This window comes from Pedobacter sp. UBA4863 (assembly GCF_002399615.1).
Taxonomy (GTDB): Bacteria; Bacteroidota; Bacteroidia; order Sphingobacteriales; family Sphingobacteriaceae; genus Pedobacter.
Genome location: NZ_DHDZ01000033.1, coordinates 146,245 through 164,581, shown reverse-complemented (window position 1 = coordinate 164,581; position 18,337 = coordinate 146,245). Strand labels below are relative to the sequence as shown.

Annotated in this window: 16 protein-coding genes; 10 read left to right on the top strand and 6 right to left on the bottom strand. The window is 35.9% G+C overall.

Annotation, left to right across the window (positions count from 1 at the left end; translation table 11 throughout):
• Nucleotides 1-463: 463 nt before the first annotated feature.
• The 8 genes from B3I52_RS07480 to B3I52_RS07445 all read left to right on the top strand — a co-directional run bounded on the left by B3I52_RS07480 (nt 464) and on the right by B3I52_RS07445 (nt 9,396).
• Nucleotides 464-976, top strand: coding sequence for a very short patch repair endonuclease (locus B3I52_RS07480; RefSeq protein ID WP_293300027.1), 513 nt, complete (start codon nt 464-466; stop codon nt 974-976).
• A gap of 74 nt (nt 977-1,050) precedes the next feature.
• Nucleotides 1,051-1,488, top strand: coding sequence for an RrF2 family transcriptional regulator (locus tag B3I52_RS07475; RefSeq protein ID WP_293300025.1), 438 nt, complete (start codon nt 1,051-1,053; stop codon nt 1,486-1,488).
• 330 nt (nt 1,489-1,818) lie between these two features.
• Entirely contained in the window at nt 1,819-3,915 is a 2,097-nt protein-coding gene (locus B3I52_RS07470; RefSeq protein WP_293300023.1) for a nitrite/sulfite reductase, read from the top strand.
• A 46-nt stretch (nt 3,916-3,961) separates the two neighbouring features.
• Nucleotides 3,962-4,738 (top strand): uroporphyrinogen-III C-methyltransferase, encoded by a 777-nt coding sequence (cobA, locus tag B3I52_RS07465; protein ID WP_293300021.1) that lies wholly within the window; start codon nt 3,962-3,964, stop codon nt 4,736-4,738.
• Nucleotides 4,722-6,224 carry a TSUP family transporter gene (locus tag B3I52_RS07460; protein ID WP_293300019.1) on the top strand — a complete coding sequence of 501 codons (1,503 nt, stop codon included), beginning with the start codon at nt 4,722-4,724 and terminating at the stop codon, nt 6,222-6,224. The genes cobA and B3I52_RS07460 overlap by 17 nt, the downstream gene beginning before the upstream one ends.
• A gap of 4 nt (nt 6,225-6,228) precedes the next feature.
• On the top strand, nt 6,229-6,927 hold the full coding sequence (locus B3I52_RS07455) for a phosphoadenylyl-sulfate reductase (protein ID WP_293300017.1): 699 nt from the start codon (nt 6,229-6,231) through the stop codon (nt 6,925-6,927).
• A 228-nt stretch (nt 6,928-7,155) separates the two neighbouring features.
• Nucleotides 7,156-8,061, top strand: a complete 906-nt coding sequence (gene cysD, locus B3I52_RS07450) for a sulfate adenylyltransferase subunit CysD (RefSeq protein WP_414691872.1) — start codon at nt 7,156-7,158, stop codon at nt 8,059-8,061.
• 87 nt (nt 8,062-8,148) lie between these two features.
• A complete protein-coding gene (locus B3I52_RS07445) occupies nt 8,149-9,396 on the top strand; it encodes a sulfate adenylyltransferase subunit 1 (protein WP_293300015.1) in 1,248 nt (415 codons plus the stop codon).
• Nucleotides 9,397-9,442: 46 nt separating this feature from the next.
• Here B3I52_RS07445 and B3I52_RS07440 read toward each other — a convergent pair whose 3' ends face one another.
• From B3I52_RS07440 to B3I52_RS07415, 6 genes are all read right to left on the bottom strand, one after another.
• Nucleotides 9,443-9,874, bottom strand: coding sequence for a DUF983 domain-containing protein (locus B3I52_RS07440; protein ID WP_293300013.1), 432 nt, complete (start codon nt 9,872-9,874; stop codon nt 9,443-9,445).
• Nucleotides 9,861-10,751, bottom strand: coding sequence for an AraC family transcriptional regulator (locus B3I52_RS07435; RefSeq protein ID WP_293300011.1), 891 nt, complete (start codon nt 10,749-10,751; stop codon nt 9,861-9,863). The genes B3I52_RS07440 and B3I52_RS07435 overlap by 14 nt, the downstream gene beginning before the upstream one ends.
• 356 nt (nt 10,752-11,107) lie before the next feature.
• Nucleotides 11,108-11,725 carry a phosphatase PAP2 family protein gene (locus B3I52_RS07430; protein ID WP_293300009.1) on the bottom strand — a complete coding sequence of 206 codons (618 nt, stop codon included), beginning with the start codon at nt 11,723-11,725 and terminating at the stop codon, nt 11,108-11,110.
• A 121-nt stretch (nt 11,726-11,846) separates the two neighbouring features.
• Nucleotides 11,847-12,923 carry a DUF3667 domain-containing protein gene (locus B3I52_RS07425; protein WP_293300007.1) on the bottom strand — a complete coding sequence of 359 codons (1,077 nt, stop codon included), beginning with the start codon at nt 12,921-12,923 and terminating at the stop codon, nt 11,847-11,849.
• 17 nt (nt 12,924-12,940) lie between these two features.
• Nucleotides 12,941-13,369, bottom strand: a complete 429-nt coding sequence (locus B3I52_RS07420) for a hypothetical protein (protein WP_293300005.1) — start codon at nt 13,367-13,369, stop codon at nt 12,941-12,943.
• A complete protein-coding gene (locus tag B3I52_RS07415; RefSeq protein WP_422662126.1) occupies nt 13,359-14,462 on the bottom strand; it encodes an MFS transporter in 1,104 nt (367 codons plus the stop codon). Before B3I52_RS07415 ends, B3I52_RS07420 begins: the two co-directional genes overlap by 11 nt.
• A 579-nt stretch (nt 14,463-15,041) precedes the next feature.
• Between B3I52_RS07415 and B3I52_RS07410 the strand changes: the two genes are divergently transcribed.
• Both B3I52_RS07410 and B3I52_RS07405 read left to right on the top strand, forming a co-directional pair.
• Nucleotides 15,042-16,487: a glycoside hydrolase family 30 protein gene (locus tag B3I52_RS07410; protein ID WP_293300001.1), complete on the top strand. Its 1,446-nt coding sequence runs from the start codon at nt 15,042-15,044 to the stop codon at nt 16,485-16,487.
• Nucleotides 16,488-16,708: 221 nt separating this feature from the next.
• Complete coding sequence (locus B3I52_RS07405; RefSeq protein WP_293299999.1) at nt 16,709-18,313, top strand: DUF6377 domain-containing protein; 1,605 nt, start codon at nt 16,709-16,711, stop codon at nt 18,311-18,313.
• Nucleotides 18,314-18,337 lie beyond the last annotated feature (24 nt).

The following is an 18,337-nucleotide window of genomic DNA, read 5'->3' as shown; positions in this document are numbered from 1 at the left end:
AAACCGAAAGTTCTGTATAATAGTGCCACTGTACAACCTCTTTGTAAAAAACAAGAGATAAAAAGCGCATAGTGCAACTAATGATAAAGATAACACTGCTAATGGTTCTTACCTGTTTCAGATTAAGATAACTATAATGGTTATCAAATTCTGAAAAGAATTTGGAAGGTGTTTTATATGTTAGGAGCTTTAACAAGTCGTTTGTTTAGGTAAACAAAAGTAGCAAAAGCTTTTTGGTTTAAAAATTAAGATACTGTTTAATTGATGTTATTAAAATGTTTATAGATTATTGCTGAAGAGATAATAGAACTTATATCTCCGATAGAGCATAAGCAGTAAAAATCAAAAATATAGCCTAAATTACCTTTAGGTGTTTTTTGCATTATAAAGAAGATCTAGTGTAGATACTTTTGTAAAGTTTTTTATTGTAAACGATGAAGACGTACTAATTAAATATAAATAGATGAAAAAGCAGCCCAAGTTTTATTTGCCTATCGAAGAAAACACCATTAAAGTACCACGTTTCGAAGAAAGTGCCGGGTTTTACACCACAAAAAAGCGCAGTAAAATAATGGCAAAAATTAAGGGAAGTAACAGTAAACCTGAGCTATTATTAAGAAAGGCACTTTGGAAAGCAAATATCCGTTTTCGAGTTCATCGCAATGATTTGCCTGGCAAACCCGATGTAGTGATAGAAAAATATCAATTAGCTATATTCATTGATGGCGATTTTTGGCACGGTTACCAATGGCACAAACGAATGCCCAACACCAATAAAGCTTTTTGGATACCCAAAATAGAACGAAATATGCAGCGAGACCAGTTTGTAAATGTTGCTTTAAAAGCACTAGGTTATGTAGTAATGCGTTTTTGGGAGCATGAAATTAAACAAAATTTGGCTGCCTGTGTAAATCAGGTTAAATTGTACCTCGAAGCTGCTAAAAAAGAAAAGATACCAGAGAACTACGAGAAATAGTTTAAGTGTCAAAACTGTTAACCAACAAATAATCCAATGCTCAACAAGCTAAAAAATTATTACATTTGTAACGTATGCTATCTAAAAAGACCAAATATGCCATTAAAGCGCTAGTTGCGCTTGGTAAAAATATAGACATGCCACCTATGCAGATCTCTAAAATTGCAGAGGAAGAGCGCATCCCTAAAAAATTTTTAGAGCAAATTCTTTTAGATTTAAGGAATGCGGGTTTTCTATATAGTAAAAAAGGAGCTGGAGGCGGCTATAGCCTTAATAAAAAACCAGAAGAAATCTTTTTAGTACAAATTCTACGCCTTACAGATGGCCCTGTTGCCATGATGCCTTGTGCCAGTTTAAACTTCTATCATAAATGCGATGAGTGCAAAGACGAGGTAACTTGTGGTATAAGAAGTGCATTTATTGATGTACGAGATGCAACGCTTAAAATTTTGGGCCAAACTAGCATTGCTGATATCATTAAAAGAGAAGACACCCTGAAAATAAAAATTTAGTCCCACTCTTATATAAGCTGTTTGTCTCGCTTATATTCTTTTGTTTTTCATTGTTTTGTAAGGGTTTAACATCATTAGCCTCTTTTCAAAAATAAAGTTATACTGTTTTTGAAAAATAAATATCAAAATTAATAACTACTATTTCTATATACTTTATATATTTGGCGGATAAAATAGAATATTGCCTGCTGTTTAATTTGAAAGTTAAAATACCGACTGTTCTTACAGTTGACGCTAAAAGAGGTAGGCATATCATTTTAAAAGAAATTAAACATAGCTGTTTCTTTTAGAAGAGAAACGGTTTTTTAAATAGCGCATAACCAAAAAGCAATGCAAAGTTTTAGAACAGAACTTGAAAATCCTTTAGTACCGCAAGAAATTATAGATCTTGAGCATAAAATAAAAGCTTTTCGTGAGGGAAAGATACACGACGAAAAATTTAGGAGCCTACGCTTAGCTAGAGGTATTTACGGACAAAGACAGCCCGGAGTGCAAATGATAAGGATAAAAATTCCTTTTGGTAAAATTACCTTTAAACAAATGCTTAAAATAGCCGATGTTTCTGATGAATATGCTTCGTCTAACCTACATTTTACCACACGCCAAGATATACAAATACACTATGTAAGTTTAGATAGAACGCCCGAACTTTGGGCAAAACTATCGGAAGACGACATTACCATCCGCGAAGCATGCAGTAATACCGTTCGTAATGTAACAGCTTCATCTACAGCTGGCATAGATCCATTAGAACCTTTTGATGTTGGCCCTTATGCACATGGTTTCTTTAAATATTTTTTAGGCAATCCGGTAAGTATGGAGCTGGGTAGGAAATTTAAGTTCGGTTTTTCTTCGAGTGAAGAAGATACTGTCTATTCTTTCATTAATGATATTGGCTTTATCCCTAAAGTAAAATACCAGGACGGTAAAGAAATTAGAGGTTTTAAAGTATTGCTAGGTGGTAGTTTGGGCGCACAGCCCTACATTGGCCAACAAGTTACAGATTTTATGCCCGAAGACCAGATCATTCCTTTTTCTGAAGCTGTTTTACGTGTTTTTGATAGGTTTGGTGAACGAACAAATCGTAACAAAGCCCGCTTAAAATTCTTGCTAAATAAAGTTGGTTTTGCTGCTTTTTTACAAATGGTAGAGGAAGAGCGTTTAGCTACGAAAGTAAAAAGTTATCAAATAGATCGTGATATTGTTGCCGAGCCAAGCATTCCTGAGCCAATTACGGTTGAGGTAGAAATTCCATCAAATAAACAACTAGATTATCATACTTGGCTAGCCACCAACACTTTCGAGCAAAAGCAAAAAGGCTTTTATGGAGTATATGTAAAGGTGCGCACTGGCGATATGTCAACCGCTACGGCACGTAAATTTATTGCTGCCGTTAAGCCATTAATTGCCGATGACATGCGGGTAACCATTAGTCAAGGTTTAATGCTGAAATATGTACGCAAAGAAGCCTTCCCAGCTTTGTTTTTGGCTTTAGATGAGTTAGGGTTATCTGCACCAGGGCACAATAGCATAGCCGATGTAACCACCTGTCCCGGTACAGATACTTGTAATCTGGGTATCTCTAATTCTATGGAGTTAGCAAGAGTTTTAGAAAGCGTAATCTATCAAGAATATGCCGATTTTGTACATAATAAAGAAATTAACATTAAAATTAGTGGCTGCATGAACAGCTGTGGCCAGCATGGCATTGCACATATTGGTTTTCATGGCAGCTCCATGAAAGTAAATGGCAAAATTATGCCAACCGTACAAGTTTTGTTGGGCGGCGGTGCTGTGGGCAATGGCGAGGGTAGGGCTTCCGAAAAAATTATCAAAGTACCATCTAAAAGAGCACCACAGGTTTTAAGAACCATACTGAACGATTATAGTGAAAAGGCCAGTTTTTATAGCAGCTTTTTAAACTATTACGACGAACTGGGCAAAGACTACTTTTATCAACTGTTAAAACCTATTGCCGACCAAGAAACGGTAACCAATGAAGAATTTATAGACTGGGGACAAAATGAAGATTTTGTAAGGGCAATTGGTGTAGGAGAATGTGCCGGAGTAGTGATAGATTTAGTGGCAACGCTGATTTTTGAAACCGAAGAAAAATACGGGTGGGCAATAGAAGCCTATAACAAAGGTCTATGGGCCGATGCCATTTACAACGCCTATAACACATTAATAAGTGGTGCAAAAGCCATTTTATTAGATAATGGAAAGGGGCAGAGTACGCAAATAGGTATCATTAAAACCTTTGATGAGGAATATGCTTACAAATTTGGGATGAACAATTTTAATGACATGGTATTGCAAATCAATAAACATGAACCATCGCCACAATTTGCAGAAGCCTATTTAGCGCAAGCCAAAGATTTTTTAGACAAAGTAAAAGCATTTAAAAATATCGAATTGGTGAGCTGATAAGTCGGAAAACTGATGATATATACCAATCGTAAATCGTAAATAAATGACACAACAAAACATACATATAGTACCCAAAGTAACTTTATTAGGCGCAGGCCCTGGCGATCCCGAGTTGTTGACTTTAAAAGGGGTAAAAGCTTTACAAACTGCCAATGTAGTGTTGTATGATGCTTTAACCAACGAAGCTTTATTGGATTACGCCCCAGCACAAGCCATAAAGGTGTATGTGGGTAAACGTTCTGGCGAACATTCGCATTCGCAAGATGCTATTAATCAGTTAATGATAGATTATGCCTTAAACTATGGACATGTAGTGCGTTTAAAAGGTGGCGATCCCTTTGTGTTTGGTCGTGGTTATGAAGAGTTGGATTTTGCTGTATCTTATAACGTTCCTGTATCAGTTATACCAGGAGTTTCGAGTTCTATTGGCGTGCCAGCTTTGCAGCAAATTCCGGTAACGCACCGGGGTTTGAGCGAAAGTTTTTGGGTAATTACAGGAACTACTACCAATGGCCAAATTTCTGATGACATTTACCAAGCTGCAAATTCAAATGCTACCGTAGTTGTTTTAATGGGATTGAAACAGTTGCCGAAAATTGCCGAAGCATTTAAAGCCGCTGGTAAACAACAATTGCCAGCCGCCGTAGTTCAAAATGGTTCTGCCGAAAACGAAAAATTGATCGTTTCAACAGTAGAAAATATTGTGGCTCGGGTTCAAGAAGAAGAAATTCAAGCGCCAGCTTTATTAATATTTGGCGAAGTAGTGTCTTTACATCCATCTTTTAAAAGTGTAATTGCACAACATGCAGCCATCTCCTAATTTAAATACGGCAGCAGTTTTACCAGCCAGTGGTAACCAGCTTTTTCCAGCTTTTATTAAGTTGAATGAGCTGCGTACTTTATTGGTTGGTGCAGGCGAAGTGGGGTTGGAGAAACTAAATGCGATTGTTAATAATAGCACAGCAGCGCAAGTAACGGTAATTGCGAAAGAAGTACATACTGCAGTAGCAGAAATCGCATCTTTAAATGCTAAGGTTAAAATTAAACGAAAAACTTTTTCTGCTGAAGATTTAGAAGATGTTGATATTGTTTTTGCGGCTACGAATGACAATGATTTTAATGTTGAGTTAAGAAAATTGGCGCACCAAAAAGGTTTGCTAATAAATATTGCAGATAAACCACAACTCTGCGATTTTTATTTAGGCTCTATTGTACAAAAAGGTGAGTTAAAAATAGCCATTTCTACTAATGGTAAATCGCCAACCATGGCAAAAAGGTTAAAAGAGGTTTTAGATGAAGCTATTCCAGAAGAAATAGACCATTCTATTGGTCAGTTAAACCAAATTAGAAACAATCTTAACGGCGATATTAAACACAAAGTAAAAGTGCTAAATGGTATTACAGCCACTTTTTTAGAGAAAGAAAATAAGTTTAATCTCAAGAAAATTGTGATTTGGGTGCTTTCTGTAATTGCAACAATGGTGGTAGGGCATATCTTTTTATCGTTTATTCCATTTGCAAAACTTGGCGATGTAGCCGAAGGTTTGGCAAATGAGGTTGATAGCACTATTTTGTATTTTATTTTAGGCGGATTTTTAGCACAATTGGTTGATGGTGCTTTGGGGATGGCTTATGGGGTAAGTGCCACTACATTTTTATTGTCTTTTGGGGTTACACCTGCGGCGGCAAGTGCAAGTGTACACGCTTCCGAAATTTTCACCAGTGGCGTTTCTGGACTAATGCACTTGCGTTTTGGAAATGTACGTACAAAGTTATTTAAAAAGTTGCTGCTTCCGGGAATTATTGGTGCAATTGCTGGTGCTTATATTTTGTCGTCTTTAGAAAACTACGGCCACATTATAAAACCAGTGGTTTCTGCCTACACCTTATTTTTAGGCATTAAAATTTTGTTAAAAGCACTTTCTAAACCTAAAAAAACCAAACCATTAAAGAGAATTGGTCCGTTAGCATTTATTGGAGCGTTTTTAGATTCTATAGGTGGTGGCGGCTGGGGGCCTATTGTTACCTCTACACTAATTGCTCGTGGTGGTAATCCGCGTTATACTATTGGCTCGGTAAATCTAACTGAGTTTTTTGTAACGCTGGCAAGCTCGTTAACATTTATTATGATGATAGGCTTGGTACACTGGCAAATAATTTTGGGGCTTGTTTTAGGAGGATGTATTGCAGCTCCTTTTGGAGCTTTATTAACTAAGAGATTAAACGCAAAAACCATCATGATTATGGTAGCCATCATTGTTATAATTGTGAGTTTGCGTACCATTTTTGTTTTACTAACTAAATAGAGAGATGATTGGAGCTTTAAAACACGAGTTAGAAGGACTAGATATTGTTGCTAAGCTTAAATATCTAGCAGAAAAACACAAAGATAAAGTAGTTTTTTCTACCAGTTTTGGCTGGGAAGATCAAGTGGTAACACATTTAATATTTGCTAACAATATTCCAATTAAAGTGTTTACCCTCGAAACAGGGAGGCTTTTTCCAGAAACTTACTACGTTTGGAATAGAACGCTAGAGATGTACCAACAGCCTATTCATGCTTATTTTCCGCAAAGCGATTTGTTGCAAAATATGGTAGCAGCTAAAGGGCCAAATAGCTTTTACGAAAGTGTAGCGAATAGAAAAGAGTGCTGTTACATTAGAAAAATTGAGCCTTTAAAAAGGGCTTTAGCAGGTAACGAGATTTGGATTACAGGTATTAGGGCCGATCAAAGTAACAATAGAGAAGGGATGGGAGACGTAGAGTGGGATGAAGGTAATCAGCTGTTTAAGTTTCATCCCATATTTGATTGGACTTTGGATGACGTAAAGGAATATGTAAAGGGCAACAACATTGTCTATAATACTTTGCACGATAAAGGTTTTCCTAGTATTGGTTGCGCACCTTGCACAAGGGCGGTTAAAGAAGGTGAAGATTTTAGGGCCGGCCGTTGGTGGTGGGAAGACCAAAGCAAAAAGGAGTGTGGGTTGCATACCCCCAACCCCTAAAGGGGAGTTGGAACTCTGCCTCTCATAGATGTTTTCTCTCCTTTTTGGGGGAGAGATGCCGATAGGCAGAGAGGGGTTACAAGCCCCACAAAAATAAACCCGATAGAAGTGAAAAGTTTGTCAGTCTGAGCTTGTCGAAGACAAAAACTTGGAACGAATAGCGGGACTAATGAAGCCGAAAAGCGATGGACCTTGCTTTTCAAAATAAAAAAAGACATAACCAAGAAAATGAGTAAATATAATTTTGATTATTTAGACGAACTTGAAGCCGAGGCAATCCACATTTTAAGGGAAGTGGCGGGGCAGTTTGAAAAACCTGCTTTGCTGTTTTCTGGTGGAAAAGACTCGATTACGCTGGTTCGTTTAGCGGAGAAGGCATTTAGGCCTGGTAAGTTCCCGTTTCCGTTGGTACACATTGATACCGGACACAATTTTGAGGAAACCATAGAATACCGCGATAGAATGGTGGCTCGCTTGGGCGAACGTTTAATTGTGGGCTCGGTGCAAGCTTCTATAGATGCAGGCAAAGTGGTAGAGCAGAAAGGTAAAAATGCTAGTAGAAATGCTTTGCAAACGGTTACCTTGCTAGACACTATTGAGCAACATCAGTTTGATGCTTGTATAGGTGGGGCTCGTAGAGACGAAGAAAAAGCCAGAGCTAAAGAGCGTATTTTTTCGGTGAGAGATGAGTTTGGCCAATGGGATCCCAAACGCCAGCGCCCTGAGTTATGGAATATTTACAACGGTAAAATTCATAAAGGCGAAAATGTGCGTGTTTTTCCAATAAGTAATTGGACCGAGCTAGATGTTTGGAATTATATACGCAGAGAGAAAATAGAATTGCCGAGTATTTATTTTGCGCATGAGCGTGAGGTAATTACACGCAATGGACAGTTAATGGCTGCTTCTTCTTACGTAAATATGGATGAGGAAGATGTGGTAGAACGCAAGAAAGTGCGTTTCCGTACCGTGGGTGATATTTCTTGTACTGCCGCTATTGAGTCGGATGCTTTTTTGATTGATGATATTATTGATGAAATTAGTCGGTCGAAAATTTCGGAACGTGGCGCCCGCATGGATGATAAAGTTTCGGAAGCAGCAATGGAAGACAGGAAAAAGGGAGGATATTTTTAATCTAGTTGGTTAGTTGTTTTGTTTTTTAATTGGTTAGACTTTGTTCTTCCAAACAACCAAACAACCACCACCTAAACAACCAAAAGCATGAACATACTTAAATTTTTTACAGCGGGCAGTGTTGACGATGGCAAAAGCACATTAATTGGTCGTTTGTTATACGATACAGATTCTATTTTAGCAGATCAGTTGGAGGCTATTCAGAATGCCAATAGAAAAAATGATGATGGTACGGTTGACTTAGCCATTTTAACCGATGGTTTACGAGCTGAGCGTGAGCAGGGAATTACCATAGATGTAGCTTACAAATATTTCCAAACAGATCAACGTAAATTTATTATTGCTGATACGCCTGGCCATATCCAATACACTAGAAACATGGTTACCGGAGCATCTACGGCTAATTTGGCTATTATTTTGGTCGATGCCAGAAATGGTGTAGTAGAGCAAACTATTCGTCACTCGTACTTGGTTTCGTTGCTGGGAATAAAGCATGTAGTACTTGCTGTTAATAAGATGGATATGGTTGATTACAGCGAAACCGTATTTAATGCAATAGAACAGAAATATAAAACTTTAGCTGAGGAATTGAAACTACAAGAGGTAACTTATATTCCAGTAAGTGCTTTAAAGGGCGATAATATTGTGCATCAATCTGATAGAATGCTTTGGTACAAAGGAGATAGTTTGTTACGTTTTTTAGAAGAAGTAGAGACCAGTATGGCGCAACAGTCAGACAAGGCTCGTATGCCTGTACAATGGGTGATTAGGCCTCAAACAGACGAACTGCACGATTATAGAGGTTATGCAGGTAGGGTAGTAAGCGGTACTTTTAAAGTTGGCGATAAAATTACGGTGTTGCCATCGGGTGCTAGTTCTACCATTAGTAAAATAGAGTTTTTTAATCAAGAATTAGAAGAGGTTTCTTCGGGTCAATCGGTTACTATTCATTTGTCTAGCGATGTAGATATTAGCCGTGGCGATACCATTGTAAATTCATCGGCTTTGCCACAAGAAAGCAAATTGATAGAAGCCGATTTATGTTGGATGGATACGAAGGCTTTAGATACATCGATTATTTATTTGTTGCAACACAATAGCAAAGTAACCAAATGCAAAATAGCCGAAGTGATTTATAAAGTTGACATTAACACTTTAGAAAAGCATTCGGCAGACGAGTTTAAATTAAACGATATTGGTAGGGTAGTACTTAAAACTGCCGATAACTTGCCATTTGATTTTTATAGCGATAGTAAAGCAAATGGCGCTGCAATATTAATTGATAGCAGAACCAATTTAACCGTGGGCGCCACCATGTTTAGGGCTTTAGCTTAATATAAAAAAGGGATATACGGCTGGCGGAGGCTTATATCCCTTTTTATTACTTTGCTTCGTCTTTAGGTGCGCTTCGAGATGGGTCGTACTTTAAGCCTGGCGACAACCAATACAATAAAATCATTCTCGAATAACGAAAATTGAAGGGTGCACAAACTATCGTAGTGGCAAATAGAACGGTTAAGAAAGTCCAAACATTGTCGTATTCTAAGCTTAAGCCAAAAACATAGGCTGCTATACCAGCGGTAACCATTTCGGCTACGTTCATGGCATAGCTCACAAACATGGCCACATAAAAGTATCCCGGTTCGCGTTCAAACTTAAACCCGCAATGTGGGCAATATTCATTCATTTTTTGGGCTTTTAAGCTATAGGTATTTCCAATAAAAGCCTTTCCAACCCTGCATCTAGGGCATTTTGCTTGCGAAAATCCTTTCCATTCAGATACGTAGTATGTTGTTTCTTTATGCTGTTCCATGTGGTGTTGTTAAGTATTGTTTTCTAAATCTGTCGGGAGTTGTTCCCTCGTATTTTTTAAAGAATTTTACAAAGTAAGATTGATCTTCGAAATTGAGTTTTTCGGCAATTTCTACTACCCTTAAATCTAAATTAATTAGCAAGCGCTTGGCCTCTAAAATAATCCGGTCTCTAATTAATTTGCCTGCCGAAATCCCTAAGAAATCGTTACAAAGCGCATTTAAGTGATTTGGTGTAATATATAATAATGCCGCGTACTGCTTGGGCAATCTTAGCTCGGTATAATTTTGTTCAATTAATTGCTTAAAGTTTTTTAAAATAGTATGGTTATAAGGATTGGTTTCGGCATTGTTTTGCAAATTGCTTGATCTAGATACCTCTATAAACAACCGGAGCATTAATACTTTAACCAAATCATCATTAATGGATAATGCCGTGTTTCCTTCGCTCAAAATCTCTTCAAAAATTGAGATTAACTTTTGGCTAGTAATGTGGTCTAATATCAAAACCTGTTCTTCTGGTTTGCCGCTAAAAAAAACAAACTTAGCTAAGTATTCTTGCTCTAGTAAGAACGAGCTAAAATACGATGCAGAAAAATTGATCAGGTAACCATCGGGCTTAGTTTCAAAATTCCAGCTATGTACCTGTCCGGGTAACATAAAATAAATAAGATTGGGCTTTACATCAAATGTTTTAAAGTCTATTTGTTGCGTACCACTACCATGTGTAAAAAATACAAAGTGATAAAAACTATGGCGATGCGCACTATGTAAATGCTGGTATTGTTGTGCATAATGTCCAAATCTACTTACCAAAATACCATCATTTTTATAAGCTGTAAAGTTTTGGATATTGTAAACTGGAATAGTCTTTTTCATTTTTAATGCCTACGCCTTAACTTTTTGCATAGCCTTTGCTTTTAATACCAAGTAAATCCCTAAGAATTGACTTTACAAAAGTATTAAAAATAAAAATTTACTGATGGTGGTTTATAGTTATTAAAAAGTACTTTTTACTTTTTAATGTTAATTTTTGCTATTATTATACCATTTTTTATGGTTTTAAATACTTTTTTAATCAACTATTGAATAATTATTATTTTAAATGTCAATAAATTTTTTTAAAAAAATAGCAGATATATTTTTTTTTATCAAAAACTGCCGTATATTTGCTCTTGAGAGCGTTAATTTAGATGATGGGGGTAGGACTTAGGTTCTATCTCCATTTCTTTTTTTTAAAGCCTTTTGTAGAAGTGGTTTAGTGCTAAGAGGTACAACAGACCTATCAAAATTCCCCCTAAAATATCTGTAAACCAATGTGCGCCTAAGTAAACTCTAGAAATAGGCCCAGTAACAAACATTAGGTAAGAAAATATACTTACCATACGTCTCAAATACGATGGGATAGCGGTTAAGTTTCGCATTAAGAAAATTAAAAATCCAAAGAAAACCACGTAAGATAATGTGTGTCCACTTGGAAAACTATGGTTTTTATAGCTTTCTATTAACGTAACGTATTCATCTGTAGGCCGCGGCCTATTAAATAAGCGCTTTAAACTAAAGGTAATTATTCCCGTAAAAGAAATTGCCATCACAAATAAGGCCTCTCTTTTGTATTTAAAAAGCAAAAATATTAATGCCGTAATGAGTATAGCAGCAAAGGCAACGGGTACATTGCCAAAAGCACTAATAAATATCATTATTTGATCTAATACTGGATTGTGAAATTGCTGTACAAAATGAGAAATGCTAATATCTAGGTGATTAACAGGGTTATTTGTTACAAATAATGCCAATAATGCAACAGCAACTAAAAGGGCAATGCCATAAAATAATTTTGTAGTTTTTAGCATACTTAAATTTTTATAACCCTATAGGCTTGTTTAAGTTTTAATACTTCTATGGTACCAACTAAAAGTTTTTAGCGTAATACTAAAGATTTTGGGTATATGACAACGTTTTTTAGTACGAAATCTATATCATTATTACACTAAATGCAATAATGCCCAGAAAACATACGGCTAATAAAACACTGTAACAGAAAGTTAAGAACAAGAATTTAGAAACAGTGATCCACCTTGTGCTATTATAGAATGTTCTTAATGACCGATAAATGTACCAAGCCAGGTAAATTAAACCTGCAAATTCTATCCAAGAACTTACATCTATTACAAAGCCAGTTAGCCATTTTAAAGCTGTAGCTATAATAAAGCTTAAAAAAATAGCCGAATGGGTATGGAAAGAATAAATGAGGTGTTCGTAATAAAACTTCTTTTTTCTGAGGTAAACTAATTTTAAGATGAGTGCAAACAGTGGAAGTAGCACAAACATCATCTTTGGTATGTATTTTACAATATCTTCACCAATTTTTGCCATTGGATCTGGATATTTATTAAATTCAATGTTTTTTTTCGCTATATAATTTGCAATAAAGTTGTCACGCTCTTCTTTTGGCAAGGCCCGCTGATTTTTTTCGTATTCTTCAATGGTTTCTTCGCCAGAAGAAAATGTGCTAAACTTACTCTTTTTCTTTCTAGCGGATCCGATGTTAACAGCGGCACTTCCATTTTCCTCAATATCTTTTCTTACCTCTTTTAAAATACTGTCTTTCTTACTTTTACTAAGTGGTATGTACTTTAAAATCTGCCTCACTTCCTTTTCAGAATTAGAGACTATCGTATCGTTCTTGAGTTTTTCGGTTACTTCCGCATTAAGGCTGGCTTCTTCCTCCTTGTTATGGGTTCCGCTAGAAATAGTAATGAAAAATACAATGCTGATAAAAATATAAAGCTTAATAGGATGTAAGAACGAAGCTCTTTTGCCCGCTACATAATCTACGGTTAATTTTCCTGGTTTAAAAAGCAAGGGTTTAATGGTGCCGAAAAACTTATGCTCAAAGTGAAAATAATCTGCAATGGCATGGGTAATCATATGCCAGGCATCTTCCTTTAATTCTATATTTTCCTGACCACAATGTGGACAATAAGTTTCTTCTACGTGATGGCCACAGTTTAAACAATCTTTCTCTTTTCTAAGCTTTACGGACGACATTGGAATGTATAAATATTTTAATGGCTGATTTTGTTGATAGCTTCTTCTTCGGCACGAGTATGCTTATGCTTAAACATGATGGCGAAGAGTACAGTAACCACCAAAGCGTAAATGGTGAAAGACAGCCAGATATGTTGCCAATCTTTCATCAGTAAAGCTTTATCAAAACTGCCATCGCTTAAAATATTGATACCATGACTTTTTACGAACGATAATAAATGACTATTGTCTGTAGTAGAATCTACATAAGTGGCTACAGCAGAAATATTTTGGAAAGAATTAGTGAAGTACTTGTCAATCATCCAGCCAGAAACCAAGCTGCCAAACACGGCACCAAAACCGTTGGTCATCATCATGAAAAGGCCTTGGGCAGAAGAGCGAGTTTTAGCGTTGGTAGAAGTTTCTACAAATAAAGAGCCCGAAATATTAAAGAAATCAAATGCCATTCCGTANNGTAAAGAAACGATCAATTGCCCAACCAGAAGTTAAACTTCCCAAAACAGCTCCTACTCCATTGGTCATCATCATAAATAAACCTTGTGCAGAAGAACGAATTTTAGAATCGGTATTGCTTTCTACGAATAAAGAACCTGAAATATTGAAGAAATCAAATGCCATTCCGTAAACAATACAAGAAAGCACAATCATCCATAAATTACCAGCAGGATCTCCGTATGCGAACAAACCAAACCTAAACACCCAGGCTAACATGGCAATAATCATCACTTTTTTAATTCCAAACCGCTTTAAAAAGAAGGGGATAGCCAAAATAAAAAGCGTTTCAGATACCTGAGAAATAGACATGATAATGGTAGAGTATTTTACCACAAATGATTCTGCGTATTTAGGAAAGTGTTTAAATTCATCTAAAAATACATCGCCATAAGCATTGGTTAACTGTAAAGCTCCTCCTAAAAACATCGAGAAAATAAAAAACAAAGCCATTTTATACGTGGCAAACAACTTAAAGGCATTTAAACCAAAAGTATCTAGGAAACTGGCTTTTTCTGAAATTAATTTAGAAGGCTTACATGGAGGCAAGGTAAATGAATATAAGCCCAATGCCAATGCACCGGTTCCAGCAATATAAAACTGATAGGCAGAAGCCTTGCTCCCCGTTAAATTAGTTACCCACATTGCCGCAATAAAGCCAACAGTTCCCCACACACGAATAGGAGGGAAATCCTTCACTACATCTAAACTGTTAGATTTTAAGGTAGTATAAGAAATAGAATTGCTTAAAGAAATGGTTGGCATATAAAAACACATGGCCAATAACATCGTCCAAAAAAACGAGTTGGGTGTTTCTACTTGAGGAATATAGAACAGTACAAAAGCGTAAAAAATATGTAGTATGGCATATAATTTTTCTGCATTAATCCATTTATCGGCAATAATGCCCGTTAAGGTAGGCATAAACAAAGATGCAAAGCCCATGGTTGCAAATATGGCTCCGAATTGAGTTCCATCCCATTGTTTGGTGCCAAACCAATAGTTGGCAATTGTAATTAGCCATGCACCCCACACAAAAAACTGCATGAAACTCATTATGGTTAAGCGTAGCTTAATATTCATAAATAATTATGTTTTTGTTTAGTTAGTTTTGAATGGTTTGAAGATAGGATTTTTTTTACTACATCATAAAATTTTATGTGTAGTTATATTTAGAAACTGTTTAAAATTTCAATGGATAAAATAGCTAGGCAGATGAGTTCTTTATCTTAAATAAGTTGCCAGCAAGTGCTTCTTGTTCTACACTAAATTCACAATTTCAAATTTTCACTAGTTTTTAGGATGTTTTTTATGAGCTTTTTACCGGAGTTTGTAGATGATTTACATCAATATTATTTACCAAAAACCTCATTTTTTAATTGTTTCGTTGAGGAGATTTTTTACCTGTGTTTTCTATTCATTATTGTAATAGTTAATGGTTTAAATGTGTTTTTAAGTACTTTTAATTGAGATTTTGATAAATAACGGTAAAAATGGTTAAGTTGTATTTTAGCTCATTTATATTGACCAATTCAGTACCAAAAATATATATGAAGTTAATTTGTTCAATGTCTTTTGTTTATTTGTGTAGCACCAAATTTATAACATTCCTGATATCATTTTGCTATGAACAAAGAATTAAGATTAGTTTTCATCTTTAGCCTTACTTTACTAAATTCAAATGCAGTAGTTGCTCAAGATATTGAGTCGAAAAAGATAAAAGTATTTACTACAGCTAAAAATACAACTGAGCGTATCAGCAGTAATGCAACGTTACAATTTAGGCCCAATAAACAACCGTTAGAAACCGAGCCAACCGTTTTTATAGATACAGAACGTACATTTCAAACTTTTGTTGGCATTGGCGGAGCAATAACAGATGCAGCAGCAGAAACTTATGCCAAATTGCCAAAAACCTTGCAACAGGAATTTCTAAAAGCTTATTATAGCAAAACAGAAGGTATTGGCTACACACTTGCCAGAACCCATATTAACAGTTGCGATTTTTCTTCCTACAGTTATACCTATGTTAAAGACAATGATAAAGAACTTAAAACATTCAATATTGCCCCCGACGAAAAACATAGACTTCCATTAATTAAGGCTGCTACAGCAATGGCAGGTGGAAATTTGCCTTTATATGTTAGTCCTTGGTCACCGCCTGCGTGGATGAAAGACAATAACAATATGTTGCAAGGAGGAAAGCTTTTGCCACAGTACCGTCAGGTTTGGGCAAATTATTACATCAGGTATATTCAAGAGTATGAAAAGAGGGGATTGCCGATATGGGGCCTAACCGTACAAAATGAGCCGATGGCAAAACAAACTTGGGAATCATGCATATATACAGCAGAAGAAGAGCGTGATTTTATTAAGGAATATTTGGGGCCAACATTACAAAAAGCAGGTATGGGCAACAAAAAACTAATAGCTTGGGACCATAACAGGGATTTGATTTATCAAAGAGCAAGTACAATTCTCAGTGATAAAGAAGCTGCAAAATACGTTTGGGGCATTGGTTTCCATTGGTACGAAACCTGGACAAAAAGCAATATGCAATTTTATAACCTTAAAAATGTAAAAGAAGCGTTCCCAGACAAGGAACTGATCTTTACAGAAGGGTGTAAGGAAAAATTTGATTTAGACAGCATCAACAACTGGTCGTTGGGCGAAAGGTATGGACACTCAATGATTAACGATTTTAACGCCGGAACTGCTGCATGGACAGATTGGAACATCTTGTTGGACGAAACAGGAGGGCCAAATCATGTTAAAAATTTATGTTTTGCACCCATACATGCAGATACTAGAACAAAAAAACTGATTTACACCAATGCTTACTACTATTTAGGCCATTTTTCTAAGTTTATCCAGCCGGGTGCTAAAAGGATTATTACTTCGCCTTCCAGAGATATTTTACAAACTATAGGCTTCATTAATCCGGATGGAAAAATTGTAATTGTAGTAATGAATGCTTCAGATAACGATTTGCCATACCAGCTATGGTTCAAGGGGTATGCCGCAAAAACAAATAGCTTGGCACATTCCATTACCACTTTTGTTATTAATTAAACACATAGGTGTACCAATCTATTTTGTTTGCAATAATACCTTCTGATTATTTAAAATACTTATTTACAGCTTACAATATCATTATTTATCAAAAACAATAACAGTCAACAGCTCAATCTGCCAATATTTTTGCATATTCGTTTTATAATAAGCGTATTGAATCCTCCATGCTTATTTTTAAACCATATATTTACTTTCTATTCCCAATGCGGAGATATTGTATGAAGGCTTTTGTTGTATTTTTGTTTTTTTCGGCTGTATATTCTTTAGGATACGCACAAACAGGAGATGAGTTTGTACAGATGGAAAAACGTTTAGACTATTTGCTGCAAAATCAAGATCTTTTTATAAAAAAGCGACAAGATGATATCGAGAAGCTAAAGAACAGTTTAACACATCCTAAAGACAATTTTAAAAAGAATTATCAACTGTTAGAGGCATACAAGAAATTTCAGATCGATTCTGCGCTAACCTATGCCCTAAAATGTAAAACATTATCGGTTAACCTTTCCGATTCTATTAAAACAATCATAGATTTAGATGTAGCATGGATCTATTCTACCATTGGAAGATACATTGAAGCAGAAAACCTTTTGCAAAAGGTGAATAGAGCATCTCTGCATCAAAATCTACTACCAAAATATTATGATACCTATTCTGCATTTTATAGCCATTATGGACAGAGTAACAATCATACTGTAAACTATCATAAGAGCGAACTCTACCGAGATTCGCTTTTATCTGTATTGAACCCCAACTCTCATGAGTACCGCCTGTCTTACGCTACCAAAATTTTGTTTATGGGTAACCGGCAAGAGGCGAAAAAAAAGTTGTTAGCGTTGCTGTCTACGGCATCAATAGAAGAAAAAGCAACTGTCGCATACTTCTTGGGCCTGATTTATAAGCACGAGAATAACATTGAAAAACAGCAATATTATTATATCGTTTCTACTTGTGCAGATATTGAAACCGCTACTAGAGACAATGCTTCGCTACAGGATTTAGCACTTACCTATTATGAATTGGGCGATTTTGACAGGGCTTTTAAACTGATTGATAAAGCAATAAAAGATGCCATTGCCTGTAATGTGAGATATCGTATTATAGAAGGAACATCGTTTTACCCAATAATTAATGCTGCCTATCAAAAAAAGATTGATAGCCAGAATAAAAAGTTAATGATGAACTTAATGCTGATTAGCTTTTTATCGATCATATTGATAGCTGGCCTGATTATCATTTATAGACAAGTTAAACGGTTAAATAGAATTAAGCAGGAGTTGTCTAAAACTAATACGCAACTGCAACAGCTCAATTCTCAAGTTAATGCAACCAATACACAACTTTCGGAAGCCAACCACATTAAAGAAGAATATATTGCCCAGTTTTTTGACATGTGTTCTTCATACATAGAGAAAATGGACAGCATCAGGAAACATTTGCTCAAAAAAGCCACCACCAACCAAACCAAAGCATTAATAGAACAATTAAAATCAACACAAATGGTCGAAAAAGAAGTGGAAGAGCTTTACCACAATTTCGACCAGATATTTCTGAATTTGTACCCATCTTTTGTGGAAGAATTTAATGCGCTTTTAAAGGAAGACGAAAAAATACTTCCTAAAAAGGGAGAACTGTTAAATACCGAGCTGCGTATATTCGCCTTAATCCGTTTAGGGATAGATGATAGCATAAAAATTGCAAGCTTTCTTCGTTATTCTCTTCGAACAGTTTATAACTATCGTACAAAGGTGAGAAATAAAGCATCGGTGTCTAGAGCAGATTTTGAAGATATGGTTAAGCAAATTGCTGTTTTGGAACGTTAGATTGAACATTTAAATAGCATTTAC